Annotated in this window: 22 protein-coding genes and 1 other annotated feature; all 22 genes read left to right on the plus strand. The window is 36.6% G+C overall.

All coding sequences use genetic code 11. From position 1 onward, the window contains the following. Positions 1-45 precede the first annotated feature (45 nt). The 22 genes from O3646_RS01985 to O3646_RS02090 all read left to right on the plus strand — a co-directional run bounded on the left by O3646_RS01985 (position 46) and on the right by O3646_RS02090 (position 18,809). Positions 46-843 (plus strand): formate/nitrite transporter family protein, encoded by a 798-nt coding sequence (locus tag O3646_RS01985; protein ID WP_368397497.1) that lies wholly within the window; start codon positions 46-48, stop codon positions 841-843. A 61-nt stretch (positions 844-904) separates the two neighbouring features. Then, positions 905-1,039, plus strand: a sequence feature (ribosomal protein L10 leader region). A gap of 38 nt (positions 1,040-1,077) precedes the next feature. Further along, positions 1,078-1,578 (plus strand): 50S ribosomal protein L10, encoded by a 501-nt coding sequence (gene rplJ, locus O3646_RS01990; RefSeq protein ID WP_003001722.1) that lies wholly within the window; start codon positions 1,078-1,080, stop codon positions 1,576-1,578. Positions 1,579-1,651: 73 nt separating this feature from the next. Then, positions 1,652-2,020: a 50S ribosomal protein L7/L12 gene (gene rplL / locus O3646_RS01995; protein ID WP_003016256.1), complete on the plus strand. Its 369-nt coding sequence runs from the start codon at positions 1,652-1,654 to the stop codon at positions 2,018-2,020. Positions 2,021-2,221: 201 nt separating this feature from the next. After that, entirely contained in the window at positions 2,222-2,395 is a 174-nt protein-coding gene (locus O3646_RS02000) for a hypothetical protein (protein ID WP_000159607.1), read from the plus strand. After that, positions 2,392-3,171: a replication initiator protein A gene (locus tag O3646_RS02005; protein ID WP_371610452.1), complete on the plus strand. Its 780-nt coding sequence runs from the start codon at positions 2,392-2,394 to the stop codon at positions 3,169-3,171. The genes O3646_RS02000 and O3646_RS02005 overlap by 4 nt, the downstream gene beginning before the upstream one ends. Before the next feature lie 98 nt (positions 3,172-3,269). Next, positions 3,270-4,628 carry a DNA (cytosine-5-)-methyltransferase gene (gene dcm / locus O3646_RS02010; protein ID WP_371610453.1) on the plus strand — a complete coding sequence of 453 codons (1,359 nt, stop codon included), beginning with the start codon at positions 3,270-3,272 and terminating at the stop codon, positions 4,626-4,628. Beyond that, positions 4,612-5,061 (plus strand): hypothetical protein, encoded by a 450-nt coding sequence (locus tag O3646_RS02015; protein ID WP_000645887.1) that lies wholly within the window; start codon positions 4,612-4,614, stop codon positions 5,059-5,061. Before dcm ends, O3646_RS02015 begins: the two co-directional genes overlap by 17 nt. Continuing rightward, positions 5,054-5,434 (plus strand): arsenate reductase family protein, encoded by a 381-nt coding sequence (locus O3646_RS02020; protein ID WP_000566524.1) that lies wholly within the window; start codon positions 5,054-5,056, stop codon positions 5,432-5,434. The genes O3646_RS02015 and O3646_RS02020 overlap by 8 nt, the downstream gene beginning before the upstream one ends. Positions 5,435-5,446: 12 nt before the next feature. Next, on the plus strand, positions 5,447-5,680 hold the full coding sequence (locus tag O3646_RS02025; RefSeq protein WP_000840776.1) for a hypothetical protein: 234 nt from the start codon (positions 5,447-5,449) through the stop codon (positions 5,678-5,680). 2 nt (positions 5,681-5,682) lie between these two features. Further along, on the plus strand, positions 5,683-6,270 hold the full coding sequence (locus O3646_RS02030) for a CPBP family intramembrane glutamic endopeptidase (protein ID WP_000821309.1): 588 nt from the start codon (positions 5,683-5,685) through the stop codon (positions 6,268-6,270). A gap of 129 nt (positions 6,271-6,399) precedes the next feature. Beyond that, positions 6,400-6,990, plus strand: a complete 591-nt coding sequence (locus tag O3646_RS02035) for a type IV toxin-antitoxin system AbiEi family antitoxin domain-containing protein (protein ID WP_000227919.1) — start codon at positions 6,400-6,402, stop codon at positions 6,988-6,990. Then, positions 6,990-7,826: a nucleotidyl transferase AbiEii/AbiGii toxin family protein gene (locus O3646_RS02040; RefSeq protein ID WP_000492399.1), complete on the plus strand. Its 837-nt coding sequence runs from the start codon at positions 6,990-6,992 to the stop codon at positions 7,824-7,826. Before O3646_RS02035 ends, O3646_RS02040 begins: the two co-directional genes overlap by 1 nt. A gap of 282 nt (positions 7,827-8,108) precedes the next feature. After that, a complete protein-coding gene (locus tag O3646_RS02045; RefSeq protein ID WP_000869762.1) occupies positions 8,109-8,408 on the plus strand; it encodes a hypothetical protein in 300 nt (99 codons plus the stop codon). Then, the gene (locus O3646_RS02050) at positions 8,398-8,886 is read left to right on the plus strand and encodes a hypothetical protein (RefSeq protein WP_000093679.1); all 489 of its coding nucleotides are present in this window, start codon (positions 8,398-8,400) and stop codon (positions 8,884-8,886) included. Before O3646_RS02045 ends, O3646_RS02050 begins: the two co-directional genes overlap by 11 nt. Further along, positions 8,886-10,763 carry a VirD4-like conjugal transfer protein, CD1115 family gene (locus tag O3646_RS02055; protein ID WP_037607033.1) on the plus strand — a complete coding sequence of 626 codons (1,878 nt, stop codon included), beginning with the start codon at positions 8,886-8,888 and terminating at the stop codon, positions 10,761-10,763. The genes O3646_RS02050 and O3646_RS02055 overlap by 1 nt, the downstream gene beginning before the upstream one ends. Positions 10,764-10,783: 20 nt before the next feature. Beyond that, positions 10,784-11,026: a hypothetical protein gene (locus O3646_RS02060; protein WP_000627865.1), complete on the plus strand. Its 243-nt coding sequence runs from the start codon at positions 10,784-10,786 to the stop codon at positions 11,024-11,026. Between the two features lie 16 nt (positions 11,027-11,042). Continuing rightward, positions 11,043-11,897 carry a conjugal transfer protein TrbL gene (locus tag O3646_RS02065; protein ID WP_371610454.1) on the plus strand — a complete coding sequence of 285 codons (855 nt, stop codon included), beginning with the start codon at positions 11,043-11,045 and terminating at the stop codon, positions 11,895-11,897. Positions 11,898-11,950: 53 nt separating this feature from the next. After that, the gene (locus tag O3646_RS02070) at positions 11,951-12,313 is read left to right on the plus strand and encodes a PrgI family protein (protein WP_001097588.1); all 363 of its coding nucleotides are present in this window, start codon (positions 11,951-11,953) and stop codon (positions 12,311-12,313) included. Further along, positions 12,261-14,618, plus strand: coding sequence for a VirB4-like conjugal transfer ATPase, CD1110 family (locus tag O3646_RS02075; RefSeq protein WP_198017396.1), 2,358 nt, complete (start codon positions 12,261-12,263; stop codon positions 14,616-14,618). Before O3646_RS02070 ends, O3646_RS02075 begins: the two co-directional genes overlap by 53 nt. 11 nt (positions 14,619-14,629) lie before the next feature. Beyond that, positions 14,630-17,443 (plus strand): phage tail tip lysozyme, encoded by a 2,814-nt coding sequence (locus tag O3646_RS02080; RefSeq protein WP_000653448.1) that lies wholly within the window; start codon positions 14,630-14,632, stop codon positions 17,441-17,443. A 237-nt stretch (positions 17,444-17,680) separates the two neighbouring features. Next, positions 17,681-18,247: a PBECR4 domain-containing protein gene (locus O3646_RS02085; protein WP_037606826.1), complete on the plus strand. Its 567-nt coding sequence runs from the start codon at positions 17,681-17,683 to the stop codon at positions 18,245-18,247. A gap of 151 nt (positions 18,248-18,398) precedes the next feature. Then, a complete protein-coding gene (locus tag O3646_RS02090) occupies positions 18,399-18,809 on the plus strand; it encodes a thrombospondin type 3 repeat-containing protein (RefSeq protein WP_000387510.1) in 411 nt (136 codons plus the stop codon). Positions 18,810-18,827: the final 18 nt, after the last annotated feature.

The raw sequence follows: 18,827 nt of genomic DNA on the forward strand, positions 1-18,827 counted from the left end.
ATGATATAATGATTTTATTCACAGACATTATATAAGGAGAATAGTATGTCTGAATCTAATTTTATTCAAAAAGTGGGAGCGGCGTGTAATAAGAAAGAGGACCTTTATCAGAAATCTAAGACTCGCTATGCAGTTCGCTCTATTTTTGCAGGAGGATTTCTTACTTTAAGTACGGCGGTCGGAGCAGTTGCTGCTGACTTATTAAATAGCTTTGTACCTGGAACGGGTCGTTTCCTATTTCCATTCATCTTTGCCTGGGGTTTGGTATACCTCTTATTCTTAAATGCGGAATTAACCACCTCAAATATGATGTATTTGACGGCGGGGACCTATCTAAAGAAAATTAATTGGAAGAAAGCACTGGAAATTCTTCTTTATTGTACCTTTTTTAATTTAATTGGTGCTTTAATCGTCGCTTTTCTGTTCAATCAAACAACAGCCTTTGCTCATATCGATCCAAAAGGATTCCTGGCTACGGTGGCAGAAAATAAACTACAACGTAGCAATCAAGTGGTTTTCTTTGAAGGAGTCATTGCCAATATCTTTGTAAATATTGCTATTCTTTCTTATTTATACTTTAAAGACGAAACGGCAAAGGTACTTTTAGCTCTCTCTGCTATTTATATGTTTGTCTTTATGACCAATGAACACTTAGCTGCAAACTTTGCTTCCTTCTCATTATTGAGCTTTAATTCAGTTTCTAGCCAATTGCCGCATTTTGAATTTTTAAATATTTTACGTCACTATGGTGTCACCTTCTTTGCCAACTGGGTAGGAGGAGGAGTTCTAATGGGACTAGCCTATGCTTGGTTGAATAATATCAAGAGTCTCTACAACGATTAAAAAATATAAAAAAAGTTTGCAAAAGTACTTGCATTCTTTTTTTATATGTGATAAACTAATCTACGGTTTGAAAAAACTGCCTAAGACAGTAGGGGAGCTCGACTCATAAAGATCCTACCGAGGACAAAACGTATCAATTAAAAGAAGCGTATTGTACTTTCGTGTCTAGGTTTGGGCGCGTTTTTCTTTTGGAAAAATTCCCCAAGCAAAATAATTACGGAGGTGAACACACTAATGAGTGAAGCAATTATTGCTAAAAAAGCGGAACTTGTTGACGTGGTAGCTGAAAAAATGAAAGCTGCTGCATCAATCGTCGTTGTAGATTCTCGCGGTTTGACAGTTGAGCAAGATACAGTTCTCCGTCGCAACCTTCGCGGAAGCGAAGTTGAGTTTAAAGTTATCAAAAACTCAATCTTGCGTCGTGCAGCTGAAAAAGCTGGTCTTGAAGATCTTGCATCTGTATTCGTTGGACCTTCTGCAGTAGCATTTTCTAACGAAGATGTTATCGCACCTGCGAAAATCTTGAACGATTTTGCAAAAGACGCTGAAGCACTTGAAATCAAAGGTGGTGCAATCGAAGGCGCTGTCGCATCTAAAGAAGAGATTCTTGCACTTGCAACTCTTCCAAACCGCGAAGGACTTCTTTCTATGCTCCTTTCTGTACTTCAAGCGCCAGTGCGCAACGTTGCTCTTGCAGTCAAAGCGGTTGCAGACAACAAAGAAGACGCAGCTTAATCTTAAGCTACGCAGCGTAGCCTAGCTACAAAAAATAAAACATAAAATTAAAACTTATTTGGAGGAAATAACAATGGCATTGAACATTGAAAACATTATTGCTGAAATTAAAGAAGCTTCAATCCTTGAATTGAACGACCTTGTAAAAGCTATCGAAGAAGAATTTGGTGTAACTGCAGCTGCTCCTGTAGCTGTTGCTGCAGCTGGTGCTGCTGACGCTGGTGCTGCTAAAGATTCATTCGATATCGAATTGACATCTGCAGGCGACAAGAAAGTCGGCGTTATCAAAGTTGTACGTGAAATCACTGGTCTTGGTCTTAAAGAAGCTAAAGAACTTGTTGATGGTGCACCTGGCGTTATCAAAGAAGGTGTTGCTACAGCTGAAGCTGAAGAAATCAAAGCTAAATTGGAAGAAGCTGGAGCTTCAGTTACTCTTAAATAAGAGGCATATACCAATTAGAATTCGGAATACTATAGTATCAGCCTTTTAGAATCGTGAACACATTTTAGAAATTGATAAATTAATTTAGTTTCCTGCCAAAAACCCTACCAAAAATTAATTTGGCAGGGTTTTTCTTTTTAATAAAAATATTTTGGAGAACAGTTGAATATTGTTCTCCTTTTTTTATTTTCTGGAGGAAAAATGACAAAAGAATTACAATCATCACGCTATATTGTCATTTCATTTTTAGTACGTGAAATGGGAATTGACATTGTTGAAGCCATCTCTCTTATGGCTGAATTAGAAAAAAGTGGCTTGGTTCGATTGGAATCAAGTGGAGATTTAATACTCAAAGAACTTGGAGGAGCGCTATGAAACGAATTACCGCAAATCAATATCAAACTTCAGAACGGTATTATAAATTACCTAAAATTCTTTTTGAGGATGAGAAATATATGGATATGAAACTAGAAGTAAAGGTGGCTTATTCTATTTTAAAAGATCGTTTAGAATTATCTCTCAGTCGTGGTTGGATAGATGAAGAAGGAGCGGTTTATTTAGTATTTTCTAACTCTAAACTGATGAAACTGTTAGGTTGTTCGAAGTCAAAATTACTGTCTATAAAAAAAATTCTTAAAGAATATGACTTAATTGATGAAGTCCAACAGTCTTCCAGTGAGAAAGGGAGGCTAGCTAATAAGATTTATTTAGGGGAGTTGTCTTCTACCCCAGTAGCTAGTTCAAACAGGCCTAGTATTAAAAAAAAACTAGGGCAGGTTGAAAATGAAACTGCCCCCGTCTCACATTCAGCCCCTAGTGAGACTGAAGTTAGTGAGACTAAATATAGTGAGACTGATTCTTTATTTATTGAGGATGAGGAGGAGAGGTATACTCAACCTATCTTGAAAAGAAAAGTAGAAAAGGTCACAAAATATGATCAAGATTATATTTGGGGATTGGTACAAGATCAATTTAGACGAGAAGGTTTTTCTGAAACAGCCAGTGAAATTGCTATGACTGATTTTGAGAGAATCTATCAGTATGCTCTTGACAATGTTCGCTTTGTTAGAAGAGCGGAAGTACTTGCTGAATTTGTATTTAACGGCTTGTATTCTGTTTGGAATAATCGTGTTAGAAAAGGAGGTGGTTAAATGTCGCCAATCGAGTGGATATTAGTTATGCTCATTGTCATTTCAAGTGGTGTGACACTTTGGACATTGATAGTTGATCAGAAAGGGGTAATCAAGAAATGAGATTTATTGATTTATTTTCAGGTATCGGTGGTTTTCGACTTGGAATGGAAAGTGTAGGACACGAGTGTATTGGATTTTGTGAGATTGATAAATTTGCTAGAGAATCTTATAAGTCCATTTTTCAAACGGAAGGAGAAATAGAATTTCATGACATACGAGATGTTTCAGATGACGAATTTAAAAAACTTAGAGGGAAAGTCGATATCATCTGTGGGGGATTTCCTTGTCAAGCATTTTCAATCGCAGGAAGACGATTGGGATTTGAAGATATTAGAGGAACTTTGTTCTTTGAAATTGCTCGGGCGGCCAAACAAATCCAACCACGTTTTCTTTTTCTTGAAAATGTTAAAGGTCTACTCAATCACGATAAGGGACGGACGTTCACCACAATCCTTACCACACTTGATGAGTTGGGGTTTGATGTTGAATGGCAGGTGCTTAACAGTAAGGATTTTGGCGTTCCCCAAAACAGAGAGAGGGTGTTTATTATCGGACATTCTAGAAAGAAAGGTATCAGACTCTTATTTCCTTTCAGACGAGAAGGTCAAGCAACTAACTCTGAGACTTTAAAAACATTAGGAAATTTGAATCCATCAAAAAGTGGAATGAGCGGTAAAGTTTATTATTCAGAAGGTCTTGCGCCAACCTTAGCTCGTGGGAAAGGAGAAGGATTTAAGATTGCGATTCCTTGTATGACACCAGATAGATTAGACAAGAGACAAAATGGTAGACGCTTTAAGGAAAACCAAGAGCCAATGTTTACTTTAAATACTCAGGATCGTCATGGCATTGTCGTTGTTGGAGATTTACCGACTAGCTTTAAGGAGACCGGTCGTGTCTATGGAAGTGAGGGGTTATCTCCAACACTGACTACGATGCAAGGTGGAGATAAAATCCCCAAAATACTGATTCCAGAACCAATTCAATTTCTAAAAGTCCGGGAAGCAACGAAAAAAGGATACGCTCAAGCAGAAATAGGAGATTCAATCAATTTGGAAAGACCAAGTTCTCAGTATCGTCGTGGTAGAGTTGGAAAAGGTATAGCTAATACGTTAACAACTAGTGGACAAATGGGAGTAGTAGTTGCTAGTTATGAAGGAGAAGATAAACAAGTTTATCATGTAGCCGGTATATTAATAGATGGACAATTTTACCGTCTGAGGATACGACGAATCACTCCTAAAGAGTGTTTTCGCTTGCAGGGCTTTCCTGATTGGGCTTTTGAAGCTGCTAGAAGAGTCTCTAGTAATAGTCAGCTCTATAAACAAGCTGGTAATAGTGTAACCGTTCCTGTGATTGCCGCAATCGCAAAGAAATTAAAAGAAATAGAGGAAAAAGATGAAAGCATTAAATAAAGAATCAATACTAGATTGTGATGAATTAGAAACAGAATTACATGATGCAGAAATCAAACAGCTGGATGAACAATTATTTTTGATACCCAATTATCCATGTGAGTTTGAAGTAACATTTTTAGATGATTACCATAAAAAACACAACTACCCACTATTTTACGAGTCCTATCTTCAAAACGTGATGGAATTCCTTGAAAGTCAAGACATAAAGAATGGGGTTGATGCCTTTGTAGATGATCATCAAAATCTTGTTTTTGTTTTATATGGACAAGGCTATCGAGCCGAGGGAAAAGAGGGAATACTTACAACCCAAGTAACTGTAAAAGCTTATGATGAAGACAAGAAACCGATTAACTTCTCAAATTTATTAGATTCCTTAATCGTCTCAGAATATCAAATGGAACCGAATCTTTGGGAGGTCTCCCATGATTGATCTCTATCTAAGTAAAAATTGTCATAGAAATCAACTTCTTTTGGATTTCTTTCAAAAGTATGGCATAGAGGTCACTCCTCATTCTATTTCTGAAATGACAAAGGATAAATTAATTGAGATGATGAGCTATTCTTCAGATTGTTTCGAGTTTTTATCTCCCAATTTATTACGTTTTAAGAATCGAGATAACCTAAAATTAACAGATTTCATCGAAATGATATTAAAAAATCCTGAACTAACCATCAGACTTCCTCTTGCGGTTTCAAATAAGCGAGTTTATCCAAATTTGAATCTGGAGGAGGCTAGAGCTTTATTGCCAAGAGATACGAAACAATTGATTTACATGGCACAAACACATTATTTATCTAACTAAAGGAGAATCAATATGGCAGAACGATTTTGGGAGAACTTGTCCATTATTTTGGCTGAAAGGAATATCAGCTGGATTGAGTTAACCAGAAAAATGTTTGCGGGAGAGTTTCACTATCCAAGTGAATTGAATCGTTTGTATCAAAAGATACGCCACTACAAGATGGAACAACGAATGCCTCAAAGTCCATGGGTAGAAAGGATTGTGCAGGTATTAGATTTAGATTATGAAGATTTATTTCGGAGGTAACTATGAAAAGAATAATTCCAGTTTATATATTCCAACAAGTAAATGTCTTATTGGTATCCCTATACTTACTGAAATTGCTTTGTATTAGTGAGTTAACCATACTACAGATTCTCTATTGTGCGTCGCTCATTTCTTTTTTATGGATGTATGGTCAACGAAAACAAGTTGTCAAGGTCAATATGAAAACTAGGATGAAATGGCTTGGTATTGGATTCGTTAGCCTACTGATTATAAATCTATGTTTTAGCCTAATCCATGCTCAAGGAACTACGAATCAAGCAAACTTAATTGGCCTTCAACATCAAGTCCCTTGGTTTTCATTTTTATTGTTATTAATCAATGCGAGTATGGTTGAAGAATTTCTGTATCGAGAAATTTTATGGAACTTGGTTAGAAAATTAGATATTCGAGTTGCTTTGACAAGTATTTTATTTGTCTTAGCTCATCATCCAGGAACCATTTTAGCTTGGTGTTTGTATGTTTCACTTGGGATGTTTTTAGGGCTTGTGCGCTACAAATCGGACTTATGGGGCAGTATGGGACTACATTTGGTGTGGAACCTATCAGTCTATGTCTTATTTTTTCTTTAATAATAGCTGGTCTGTCTTAAGCATGGATTAATTTTGAAATAAAAAAACTAAATGAATTGATTTTAAAGAAATAAAATGCTAACATATATAGTAGGTGTTAGCATTTTATTTCTAAGAAAGGAGAATGATATGGTTGATAAAAGAGAGAAACTGATGAACTCTTTCAATCAGTATGGTTTTTTAACTTTTAAACAAGTAATAGATGAAAATTTACACTACAAAACCTTATTAAAAATGGTTGCAGAAGGAAAAATCGATGCTGAAGAAAAAGGGTTATATCGCTTACCTGATATTTATTTAGATGAGTGGTTTGTCCTTCAGTATCGATTTCCAAAGGGAATCTTTTCTTTGGAGACAGCACTTTGGTTACATGGTTTATCTTTGACTATCCCTTTTAATATGACGATGAGTTTTCCTTATGGTACGAATACCAAAAACATTAAGGAAGCAGATATATGTCCTATTATTTTACGCTCTCACTATAGTGAAGGAATTATTGAAATTGAGCGCCTTCCTGGTCAATTTATTAAAGTTTATGAAGTTGAACGAGTTTTGGTTGAATGTCTAAGACCAGTTCATCAGGTGGATCTTCAAATTATTGCACCAGCGTTTAAAAAATATTTTCAACAAAATAAAATTCATTTACACAAATTATTTTATTATGCCCAGCTATTTAAAGTAACTGATAAGTTACAATCTTATACGGAGGTACTATCTTAATGTTTTCAAATGCGAATAGCTTTAAAGCAAAAATCAAAAACATTTCAAAAGATAAGGGAATTCCAGCTCAACAAGTACAACAACATTATTTAATTGAGCAAGTATTAAAGCTGATTTCTACTAGTTCTTATAGAGATTCCTTCATTGTAAAAGGAGGGTATCTAATAGGTCAAATGATTGGACTAGATAAGCGAACCACAATGGATTTAGATGTCACTCTGAAGGGAACCGAAATGAGCAGAGAAAATTTGATTCATATCTTTGAAGAGATTCTTTGTTCTAAAACTGATGGATTTTCATTTTCAGTAGATAAGCTAGAACCTATTCGCCAAGATGATGAATATGGAGGATTTTCATTAAAATTAAATGCAACTTTTGATACATTAAAGGAGGTTGTTTTTATTGATATTACTACTGGTGATAAGATTACACCAAGAGAAATTACTTATTCAATGACTTCTATCTTTACTAATGAAAGTATCAAGATATGGACATATAATCTAGAGACTGTACTTGCTGAAAAGTTAGAAACGATTATCAGTAGGGGATTAGCTTCGACACGCCCACGTGATCGATATGATCTTTTCACCTTGTATAAACTTAGAAAAGAAGAGATTAATCTAGAAGTATTAAAAAATGCACTTGAGAATACGGCAGAAAAACGTAAAAGTAAAGATACTATTTATAATTGGGAAGAACAAGTGAGAGGAATTGAAATTTCTGATTATCAGAAAGAGCTATGGATTCGTTATCAACGCCAATTTAAGTATGCTAAAGATATCTCATTTGATAACTCTGTTCAGGTCATTAGGGAAATTATGCAACAAATATTTTAGTACAAAAGCAACTCATTCGTAAAGCAGTGAGTTGCTTTTTTTATTCCAACAACCCCAAAAATGTGATAAAAATTTCAACTACTCTTATCTATAATAAAGCTACCTGTTCTTTGAAAATTGAATCCACTCCGTCTTGATTAGCGTGCCTGTGTAAGTAGGGACTGAGAGTATTTCCCTGTGAAGGGCAACTGGCACAAGACGTGTGTGAGAATTTTCTAACAGACACGGAGTTTATCGTTACCAGACTTAAACGATGCGACAAACTAGATAAAGGAGTTAATCATGAAGGTAGTAAACTTGTATGATTTGAAACAAATGGGAAATAAAGGTGGTTGTACCATCCAATTGATTCATCACTTTCCTTTTGGTATGGGCTTAGGACATCTCAAAAAAGACTACATTGAATTTAAACGTGTTGGTATCGTTGATGGGAAAGCAGTAGAAGTTACTCTTCGAGAACCTTATTCGAGAGATCTACTGCAGGTTGTCAAGTCGATTAAGCAACGTCAGAAATTGATAGCTTATCGTTATAAAGAAGGAAAGCTGCTATTTGTTAAGGAGGAGGCATCAGATGTCCTCTGAACAACAGGAACGAATGGCGGTTCAATATGCAGAGCGTAGTCTTTTATTTACTGTAAAAAGTCTCTTAAAGATTCTAGAATGGTCTAGACGTCAGGCTTTAGCACAGGATTCCGCCTATAAAATAGGGGTACAGAAATTAGAAGAATTGCTACAATCTCCTTATTCGATTGATACGATTAATCTGAAAAAAGATTTTTTAGACAAACCAATTGATATAGAGAAATTTAAAGCTTTTTTAGAAAAAGAAGAGATTCCTTTAGCCATCGCTTGGCAAGGGGATTCTCTGCATTTCTATACGAAAGACCGTTCGATTCTGGACAATCATTTAGACCAACTGTTAGAAAAAATGGTTAATGATCCAGAGAAATTAGCTGATTTTACCATGGATAAGTCATTAGACGATGCAATTGATGAGGCTAAATCCCAAATTACCTTTAGACAAGAAGGAGCCGTCAAACAGAAAGAGATGGTGAGATGATGTACAGTGGAAAGAAATTCCTACTATTCTCACTGTTAGGTATCTTACTAGGTTATCTTTTTCATCGTTTGACGCTTTTGTATGATTCCTATACTGGAAATAGCTTAGATAAATGGACTCATCTTCTAATGGAAGGTCAAGATGAAGTTCTTCAGTCGCCATGGAATGTTTCCTTTACTGGAAAATCCAGTGCTTTTTTTCTACTAGGCTTTGTGATGATGTTGCTGGTTTATCTTTATTTAGAGACTGGCAAAAAACAATACCGAGAAGGGATAGAATACGGGAGCGCCCGTTTTGGAACTCTAAAAGAAAAGAAGCTCTTTTACGGCAAGGAATTTTCTCATGATACAATCTTAGCCCAAGATGTTCGTCTGACATTATTAGATAAAAAACCACCCCAATATGATAGAAACAAGAATATTGCGGTGATAGGAGGTTCAGGAAGTGGGAAGACATTTCGCTTTGTGAAACCCAATCTAATTCAGATGAATAGTTCTAATATTGTGGTGGATCCTAAAGATCACTTGGCCGAGAAAACAGGCAAACTCTTTTTAGAACATGGCTACCAAGTAAAGGTGTTAGATTTAGTTAATATGAAGAACTCAGATGGCTTCAATCCTTTTCGCTATATAGAGACAGAAAATGATTTGAATCGCATGCTGACGGTTTATTTTAATAACACCAAAGGCTCTGGATCTCGTAGTGATCCATTTTGGGATGAAGCTTCTATGACTTTGGTACGAGCTTTAGCCTCTTACTTGGTCGATTTCTATAATCCACCTAAAACAAGAGAACAGCTCATTGAAGAGAGTCGTTTAAGTCAAAAAGAACACCAAAACTTGTTGAAACGTCAAAAAAAAGAAGTGGAAGAGCGAAAAAAACGAGGGCGTTATCCAAGTTTTGCTGAAATCTCAAAACTCATTAAACACTTATCCAAGGGTGAAAACCAAGAAAAAAGTGTCTTAGAAATTCTATTTGAAAATTATGCTAAAAAGTATGGGACTGAAAATTTTACCATGCGAAATTGGGCAGATTTCCAAAATTATAAGGATAAGACTCTGGATTCTGTCATAGCTGTAACCACTGCTAAATTTGCCCTCTTCAATATTCAAAGTGTCATGGATTTGACCAAAAGAGATACCCTTGATATGAAGACATGGGGCAAGGAAAAATCAATGGTTTACTTAGTTATCCCAGATAACGATAGTACCTTTCGCTTTCTATCAGCCCTCTTTTTTTCAACCGTATTTCAAACACTAACAAGACAAGCAGATATTGATTTTAAGGGTCAATTGCCTCTTCATGTGAGAGTTTACTTAGATGAGTTCGCAAATATCGGAGAAATTCCCGATTTTGCTGAACAAACCTCAACAGTCCGTTCTCGGAATATGAGTCTCGTTCCTATTCTACAAAATATTGCTCAACTTCAAGGACTCTATAAAGAAAAAGAAGCTTGGAAAACTATTCTTGGGAACTGTGATAGCTTAGTCTACTTAGGTGGTAATGATGAAGATACTTTTAAATTTATGAGTGGGTTACTCGGTAAACAAACCATTGATGTTCGAAATACTAGTCGTTCCTTTGGCCAAACAGGTTCAGGATCCCTTTCTCATCAAAAGATTGCTCGTGATTTAATGACACCTGATGAAGTCGGAAATATGAAACGGCATGAATGCTTAGTTCGAATTGCCAATATGCCTGTCTTTAAAAGCAAAAAATACAATTCCACTAAGCATCCAAACTGGAAGTACCTAGCCAATCAAGAAACCGATGAAAGGTGGTGGGACTATCAGATCAATCCTTTGAATCAAAGTCAGGAAAATCATCTTGAAGGCCTTAGAATTCGTGATTTGACTTTTGAATCTAGTTTAAAATAAAAATAGAAAAGAGGAAATAGATGATTACGCATTTTAAAGGTTTTGTTTATGGAGTAGACGCAAGTGCTATGTTTGCACAAGCTATGTCTTTGTTACAGAAGGGATTGATTGCGGTTGGTGCCTTTCTCGTTGTTGTTGGGATTGTCAATCTTGCAACCAATATTAAAGATGGTGGACCAGGTGTTCGGAATGCCATTCTTGAAATTGTCGGTGGTGTTATGGTCGGGGCTGCTGGAGCCTTTGTAACTCAAATTTCAATTTAGGAGGATAAACAATGACATGAATCTTAGTTTAGTCTCACCCTTTGTTTACCTTGCATCTGAAAAAATATCAGCTGAAAATTTATTTGAAGGATTTAATGTGGATTTACAATCTACGGTAGATCTGATTAAATCTCTATCTAGCTACAATCCAACAGTTTGGACTTATGTGTCTAGTATTACTAAAAGCGTCATGCAGCCTCTTGGAGTTGCGATTTTATCAGTTGTTCTCATCTTAGAATTTTCGAAGATGGCAAAGAAAATTGCTAACTCAGGAGGAGCGATGACCTTTGAAGCATTAGCACCGATGTTGATTAGTTATATTATGGTCGCAGTTGTAATTACCAACACTACCGTGATTGTAGAAGCCATCATCGGGATTGCGAGTCACGCCATTGAGCAAGTGGCCTCGATTGTGGCTCACGGTGGGGCAAAGTATGATACCATCTCTGGATTAAAAGGGTCAGGATTTATTGGCCGGATGATTGTGGGCTTTTTCGCCCTCCTCATTTGGCTTGTTCGGATAGTAAGTGCTGCCATGGTTAATCTTTTGGTATCTATTCGATTTATTCAACTCTACCTTATGATTCCATTTGCCCCTCTTACGATTCCAACATTTTTAAGTGATGAATGGAAGTCTATTGGTATTGGCTATTTAAAAAATATTATGGTCTATGCGGTACAAGGGGTTCTTATTTTTCTGATTGTTTCTCTTGTTCCTTTGTTTGAATCTGCTGGGAAAATAGCTGTTTCAAATGGTGCAGGAGTCTTGCAATCACTTGCGATTATGTTTGGTAGTTTGGTACAAGCTATCTTACTGATTATTGCCCTCGTTGGTTCTCAACGTACGGCTCGCTCAATCTTAGGTATGTAATTAGATAAAGGCTAGGAAGTGATTGCTTCTTAGCCTTTTTAGAAAGGAAAGTCATGAATACACGTGTCTTTAAAGACATCTCAAAATACCAACACAGGGCTTGGTTAGGCTTCACTACAAGGCAAATCATCTTTGTTTTACCAGCCTTTATTGTCACAATTATTGTTTTGGGCTTGAATCTCTTTTTCTGGCAATTTGGAGATTGGTTTGTTTACGGTTTTGTGTTTGCCTTTACCATCCCCCTCATGCTTTTTGGAGTCTATAAACCCAATGATTTATATTTTGAACATTATTTGAAATACCGTCTTCATTTTGAATTAACGGTTCCCCTACGCACAATTACAGGAAAGAAAGGACATGAACATGAAAAGAAAATCAAATACATTAAAGAAACAAAAAGCTTCAATGACTTATAAAAAGGAAGAAGTTAAAGGGAAAAAAGAGGAAGTGTTACCCTCTACGGCGAATACCATTTCCTATCAAGCCCTGTATCAAAATGGTCTAATGCAGGTAAAAGAAGATTATTTCTCACAAAGCTACTTACTTGGGGATGTCAATTACCAAACCGTTGGTTTAGAAGATAAGGGGGCAATCATTGAGAAGTATTCTGATTTGATTAACTCCCTAGATGACCAAACCAACTTCCAATTGACCATCTTTAATAAAAGATTGAATTTAGAAAAGTTTAGACAAAGTGTTTTGTATGAGGAAAAAGAAGATGGATATGATACCTATCGTAAAGAATTGAATCGGATGATGAATCAGAATTTAGACAGTGGTGAAAATAATTTTTCAGCTGTGAAACTGATTAGCTTTGGTAGAAAGGATTCTAATCCCAAACAAGCCTATCGTTCCTTGTCTCAAATAGGAGAATATTTCAAGAGTGGTTTTTCAGAAATTGATGCACGTTTTGAATCCTTGGCTGGAGAAGAACGTGTCAACTTGTTGGCAGATATGCTTAGAGGAGAACACCATCTTCCTTTTTCTTACTGTGATTTAACGAGATCTGGTCAGACAACTCGTCACTTCATAGCACCTAATCTCTTAGATTTTAAAAACAAGAATTACCTACAGATTAATGACCGCTTATTGCAGATTGTCTATGTGAGAGACTACGGCATGGAATTAGGGGATCAGTTTATCAGAGACCTCATGCAAGGAGATTTGGAATTGATTGTGAGTCTCCATGCTCAAAGTTCGACCAAGGCAGATGCTATGAAGAAACTACGAACAAAGAAGACCTTGATGGAATCCCAAAAGATTGGGGAACAACAAAAACTAGCTCGTACAGGTATCTATTTGGAAAAAGTAGGTCATGTTTTAGAAAGCAATATCGATGAAGCTGAGGAACTCTTAAAAACCATGACAGAGACAGGAGATAAACTGTTTCAAACAGTCTTCTTGATTGGGGTCTTTGGTCAGGATGAAGAAGAACTCAAACAAGCACTAGACACTATCCAACAAGTGGCCGGCTCAAATGACCTAATGATTGATAAACTACCATATATGCAAGAAGCAGCCTTTAATAGTTTGCTGCCATTTGGTTGTGATTTTTTAGAGGGAGTATCACGGAGTTTATTAACGTCCAATATAGCAGTGAACTCACCTTGGACTTCAGTAGACTTACAAGACCGTAGTGGGAAATATTATGGTATCAATCAAATCTCAAGCAATATTATTACCATTGATCGCAGCCTATTAAATACACCGTCTGGTCTGATTTTAGGAACATCTGGAGCTGGGAAAGGGATGGCAACTAAGCATGAAATTATCACGACCAAAATCAAGGAATCTGGTGAAAATACTGAAATTATCATCGTGGATCCAGAAGCAGAATACAGTGTCATTGGACGAGCTTTTGGGGGAGAAATGATTGATATTGCGCCCGATTCCCAAACTTATCTCAATGTCCTTGACTTGTCTGAGGAAAATATGGATGAGGATCCTGTAAAGGTAAAATCAGAATTTCTTTTATCCTTTATCGGTAAGTTATTGGATAGAAAAATGGATGGGAGAGAAAAATCGATTATCGACCGAGTTACGAGACTCACTTATCAGTCATTTAAAGAGCCTTCTTTGGAAGAATGGGTCTTTGTCTTGAGCCAACAACCAGAAGAAGAAGCGCAGAATTTGGCACTTGATATGGAACTGTATGTCGAAGGTTCTCTTGATATTTTTTCTCATAAGACCAATATTCAGACAGGATCTAACTTCTTAATCTATAACGTTAAAAAGTTAGGAGATGAGTTGAAACAAATCGCTCTTATGGTAGTGTTTGATCAGATATGGAATCGTGTTGTTCGGAACCAAAAATTAGGGAAGAAGACCTGGATTTATTTTGATGAAATGCAACTTCTCTTATTAGATAAATATGCCAGTGATTTCTTCTTTAAATTGTGGAGTCGTGTCAGAAAATATGGAGCCAGTCCGACTGGGATAACCCAAAATGTCGAAACCTTATTGTTAGATCCAAACGGTAGACGGATTATTGCAAATAGTGAATTTATGATTCTCCTAAAGCAAGCAAAAAATGATCGAGAAGAATTGGTTCAACTCTTAGGATTGTCAAAAGAACTTGAAAAATACCTAGTCAATCCAGAAAAAGGTGCAGGACTGATAAAAGCTGGTTCCGTTGTAGTTCCCTTTAAAAATAAGATTCCTAAAGGCACTCAATTGTTTGATATCATGAGTACAGATCCTGATAAAATGGCTTCTAATTAAGGGGAAGGTAAATGAAGGATAAAAGAGAAATCATACGTGCCCGAAAGGCATTTAGAAGAAGTCTAAAAGATGAGAAGAAATTCTTGAAAAAAGGAAAGAAGGAGGTGAAGAAACAGAAAAAAGATTCCGCTGTACTGGATGAAAAAGCATGGAAAAAAGAGATAAAGAAAAAGCTAGAGGAGATGAGAGAAGCTTCAAAGGCTAGAGTAAAACAAGCAAATGAAGACTACAATCATATTCTTCAAAATAGTCCTCCATCTCTTTTAAATCGCAAAGAATTAAGAGACAGACGATTACCTCATGCTAGGAAACGATTGAAAATAGCAAAGAAGCAATATAGAGAAGCCAAGGTAGAAGCAAAAGAAGAAAGAAAAGAGAGTCGTAAAGAAAGAAAAACCAATCAAAAATTTCTTTATGGTCAGGAATCGAAAGCAAAATCCAATTTTTTCTTTCAAGGGAAGAGTTTAGAAGAATTAAAAGTTAAGAAAGAAGTCAAGACCGCAAAAGAGAATCTAAAATCTACTAAACAAGCCTATAAGTCCAAAAAAGTCAGTAGGAAAGCCAAAACTTTTCTTTATGTCCTTGGACGTGAAGGTGGAGAGTTAGCTTCAGAAAATGAAGATTTAGATGGTTATCGCACACTTCAAGAGACAATTAGAAAAGGGAAACGCTACAGTCGCCTTTCTTATAACCTTGGAAAAGCTAGTGTCAAAACAGGACAAGCAACATGTCGTTTTACCAAGAAAAGACTGACCAACACAAAAGAGCGATACCATCATTTTAAGGATGGAAAAGGATGGAAACTAGCGAAAGATAAGCCAAGTTCCTTTAAAAATCGGTTTCGAAAATTAAAGAAACAAGGTCTTACAAGTGTCCGAAATATCTATCAAAAACTAAAAGCAGCCTTTTCCTTCTTTACATTTGCGGCTGGAAATCCTGTAACCTGGATAGTTGGAGGAATAGTCTTTCTTCTTTTACTTATAATGAGCTTCTTTTTAGGATTTTCATCTGCTAGTTTGATTCAACAAGATGAATTTGAATTAACAAAAGCTTATACCCACCTAACTTGGGAAGACGCAGAACATACTCGTACAAATGACAAAGGAATTACCTATTACACAAAAGTTGATGATGTGATGGGGTATATGAACTTTAAATTCCATGACTATGAGTTACACAAACCAGTTCACTTATTTAGTTCAGAAACTTACAAGGATTATCTATCTACTTTGTGGCATGATTTAAACGATGGGGAAGATTTGAAATCCATGCAAGACCTCTATGAAACTCCTAAGTATAAACTATCGAAAGACGATCAAGAGGAAATGAAGGAACTAAAAGAAGAAGGTATCTATGCTTCCATGCAGGAATTGGACAATCCATTTGAAGGGAAAAGTAACGAAGATAGTTTGACCATGACTTATCGTTACGGATATTATGATCTAGACGGAAAACCTACCCTTCAGGAGTACATTCTACTAGAAGCAAAGGCTCACCAAACAATTGTCGCACCAATGGATGGAGTTGTATCTCTAGATGGAGACAATGTTATTCTCACTAACGGAAAAGGAGAGAATGAGAGTCGATTGACCTTGTATTCTATTCATAATGGCCGTGCGATTGAGGGAACAAGAGTCCTAACAGGTGATATTATTGGTGAAACACCAGACGATACAGGTTTGAAAGTTTCCTATCAAAAGTATAAGAACAAGAAAGAAAAATTGGTGTATGTCAATCCGCAATTTTATTTTCCAAAAGTCATTCAACTTCAGACCACTATCTTACCAGCCATTGGTCAGTTTGGTGGGGATGAGTTTGAACGAGCAAAACATATTTATGAGTTTTTGAAATCTCAAGGGGCAAGTCCCCAAGCCATTGCGGCTATTTTAGGAAATTGGTCGGTAGAGTCTTCTATCAATCCTAAACGAGCTGAGGGAGATTATTTATCTCCTCCAGTTGGCGCTACCGATTCCTCATGGGATAATGAAACCTGGTTAGCGATAGGAGGACCAGCCATTTATAGTGGTGCTTATCCTAATATTCTTCATAGAGGTTTAGGTTTAGGGCAATGGACGGATACTGCAGATGGTTCAACACGTCATACAGCTTTATTGAATTATGCACATAGCAAAAATAAGAAGTGGTATGATTTAGACCTCCAACTTGATTTTATGCTTCATGGGGATAGTCCTTACTATCAAAGTTGGTTAAAGGATTTCTTTGGAAATACAGGCAGTGCAGCCAATCTGGCCCAACTCTTCCTCACCTATTGGGAGGGAAATTCTGGTGACAAACTACTGGAAAGACAAACCAGAGCAACGGAATGGTATTACCAAATTGAAAAAGGCTTTAGTCAAACAAATGGAGGACAGGCAAAGAGTGATCCACAATCCCTTGAAGGGGTTCGTGGGGACTTGTATGATCATTCTGTTCCTGGTGGTGGAGATGGTATGGCCTATGCTTATGGACAATGTACATGGGGTGTTGCGGCTCGTATGAACCAGTTAGGCTTAAAATTAAAAGGTAGAAATGGAGAAAAGATTTCAATCATTAATACCATGGGAAATGGTCAGGACTGGGTTGCGACAGCTTCAAGTCTTGGTGGAGAAACGGGTTCCACACCAAAAGCAGGTGCTATTGTCTCTTTTGTAGGAGGTACACATGGTACACCAGCTATATACGGTCATGTGGCTTTTGTAGAGAAGGTCTATGATGATGGTTCTTTCCTTGTGTCTGAAACCAACTATGGTGGCAATCCTAACTATACCTTTAGAAAAATCTCGCAAGCAGATAGCGCCATTAGTTTTGCCTATACTACGAAATAGAAGAGTTTATACTTGAAATTTTAACCATTTTCAGGTAGAATAAATAGTGTAGATGAGTAGTCGGCTCATGGTCAATCTGATAGTAATCTTGGACATAAGGGCCAAGCGGTGGCGGACACCAGAACGAAATCCGATAGCAATCTTGGACGTAAGGGCCAAGCGGTGGCAGACACCAGAATAAACCGACTGACTAGGTGGCTTACAGACTCTGTAAACCACCTTTTTTGTGAGGAAAATATGGCAAATTCTAGAGATTATCGTAATCCAAATTACACCGAAAAAATAAAACTTCAGCGTTTTTTTACACAGTTACAAATTGCGGCTTCTTTTTTTAAAGAACACTTCGTTGGCAAAATCATGTATTATGAAACGGAAATAGAAAGTGTTGAACTTCATTTTTCACCTACTAATTTCATGCACCTATGTGGTGTTGATTACCGAAAAGGTGCAGGCAGTTTCTTTGACGATTGTTTAAATAGACATGTCATAATTGATGAGTTGAAAATAAAAAAAGATGGAACCACGATGCAAAAGTTACAAGTTTTGGGATCCATTGAGGAGTTATTGGGAAAGCATGTTCATCTAACTGGTTCAGGACGTTATTTGTATTTGGAGTTTGATTATGCTCTACGTACAAGAAAACAGATACTAGCATTAACATTGAAGGAGACCTCTAGGAAAATTGTTCCTCAATCTTTATTAGATTTGAAGAGAAAGACAGTATTTCCAAAAGGTCAAAAAGTAATTTCAATTTACTCAAAACATTTACAAACATCGGAACTTCTTTATTATTTAAAAGATTAGTTTACATATCTTTTGTGGCATAAAATATATTTTTATCATTTTCAGGAGAACGCAGTTTTGGCTCGTTCTCTTTTTTTGTTGTGATACTTCTTTCAAGGAATATTTGGTAGGATTGGAGTGAAAAAAGATTAACTAGGAAAGAAGGAAGTATATGGAAGCCATTTATCAACGTGATTCGGATCAAGATGGACTGACTGATGCTCAAGAATTGGCGCTAGGAACCAATCCTCTTAGCGCAGATTCTGATGGTGATGGACGTTCAGATTTAGTGGAAGTAGAAGAAGGAACCAATCCCTTAGAAAAGGATTTACAAGACATAGACCAAACAAGTATAACTGAACCGTCTTCAGTATTTATGGAAATGAAACAAAAGATTTCAGATATGATGGAGAGTCACTACAAGGAATTTATACAGGCTCTGATTAGTATTGAAACAGGGATTGAAAACGAACAAGACCTTGAAGACTTATATACTTACTACATGAGAACAGATGCCGTTTCTCTTTTGTCTAGTGATTTAGAAACCAGTCCTCAAGAGGTTGAAATGGAGATAGAGTTGTAGGGGAATCATGTGATTCTC

Origin of the sequence: Streptococcus sp. 27098_8_148, assembly GCF_041432105.1 — a bacterium.
In the GTDB taxonomy this organism is placed as follows: Bacteria; Bacillota; Bacilli; order Lactobacillales; family Streptococcaceae; genus Streptococcus; species Streptococcus parasanguinis_AE.

Bases quoted from the DNA above. Each gene is read 5' to 3' on its own strand.
- O3646_RS01985 (WP_368397497.1), top strand. From the start codon at position 46: ATGTCTGAATCTAATTTTATTCAAAAAGTGGGAGCGGCGTGTAATAAG.
- rplJ (WP_003001722.1), top strand. From the start codon at position 1,078: ATGAGTGAAGCAATTATTGCTAAAAAAGCGGAACTTGTTGACGTGGTA.
- rplL (WP_003016256.1), top strand. From the start codon at position 1,652: ATGGCATTGAACATTGAAAACATTATTGCTGAAATTAAAGAAGCTTCA.
- O3646_RS02000 (WP_000159607.1), top strand. From the start codon at position 2,222: ATGACAAAAGAATTACAATCATCACGCTATATTGTCATTTCATTTTTA.
- O3646_RS02005 (WP_371610452.1), top strand. From the start codon at position 2,392: ATGAAACGAATTACCGCAAATCAATATCAAACTTCAGAACGGTATTAT.
- dcm (WP_371610453.1), top strand. From the start codon at position 3,270: ATGAGATTTATTGATTTATTTTCAGGTATCGGTGGTTTTCGACTTGGA.
- O3646_RS02015 (WP_000645887.1), top strand. From the start codon at position 4,612: ATGAAAGCATTAAATAAAGAATCAATACTAGATTGTGATGAATTAGAA.
- O3646_RS02020 (WP_000566524.1), top strand. From the start codon at position 5,054: ATGATTGATCTCTATCTAAGTAAAAATTGTCATAGAAATCAACTTCTT.
- O3646_RS02025 (WP_000840776.1), top strand. From the start codon at position 5,447: ATGGCAGAACGATTTTGGGAGAACTTGTCCATTATTTTGGCTGAAAGG.
- O3646_RS02030 (WP_000821309.1), top strand. From the start codon at position 5,683: ATGAAAAGAATAATTCCAGTTTATATATTCCAACAAGTAAATGTCTTA.
- O3646_RS02035 (WP_000227919.1), top strand. From the start codon at position 6,400: ATGGTTGATAAAAGAGAGAAACTGATGAACTCTTTCAATCAGTATGGT.
- O3646_RS02040 (WP_000492399.1), top strand. From the start codon at position 6,990: ATGTTTTCAAATGCGAATAGCTTTAAAGCAAAAATCAAAAACATTTCA.
- O3646_RS02045 (WP_000869762.1), top strand. From the start codon at position 8,109: ATGAAGGTAGTAAACTTGTATGATTTGAAACAAATGGGAAATAAAGGT.
- O3646_RS02050 (WP_000093679.1), top strand. From the start codon at position 8,398: ATGTCCTCTGAACAACAGGAACGAATGGCGGTTCAATATGCAGAGCGT.
- O3646_RS02055 (WP_037607033.1), top strand. From the start codon at position 8,886: ATGTACAGTGGAAAGAAATTCCTACTATTCTCACTGTTAGGTATCTTA.
- O3646_RS02060 (WP_000627865.1), top strand. From the start codon at position 10,784: ATGATTACGCATTTTAAAGGTTTTGTTTATGGAGTAGACGCAAGTGCT.
- O3646_RS02065 (WP_371610454.1), top strand. From the start codon at position 11,043: ATGAATCTTAGTTTAGTCTCACCCTTTGTTTACCTTGCATCTGAAAAA.
- O3646_RS02070 (WP_001097588.1), top strand. From the start codon at position 11,951: ATGAATACACGTGTCTTTAAAGACATCTCAAAATACCAACACAGGGCT.
- O3646_RS02075 (WP_198017396.1), top strand. From the start codon at position 12,261: ATGAAAAGAAAATCAAATACATTAAAGAAACAAAAAGCTTCAATGACT.
- O3646_RS02080 (WP_000653448.1), top strand. From the start codon at position 14,630: ATGAAGGATAAAAGAGAAATCATACGTGCCCGAAAGGCATTTAGAAGA.
- O3646_RS02085 (WP_037606826.1), top strand. From the start codon at position 17,681: ATGGCAAATTCTAGAGATTATCGTAATCCAAATTACACCGAAAAAATA.
- O3646_RS02090 (WP_000387510.1), top strand. From the start codon at position 18,399: ATGGAAGCCATTTATCAACGTGATTCGGATCAAGATGGACTGACTGAT.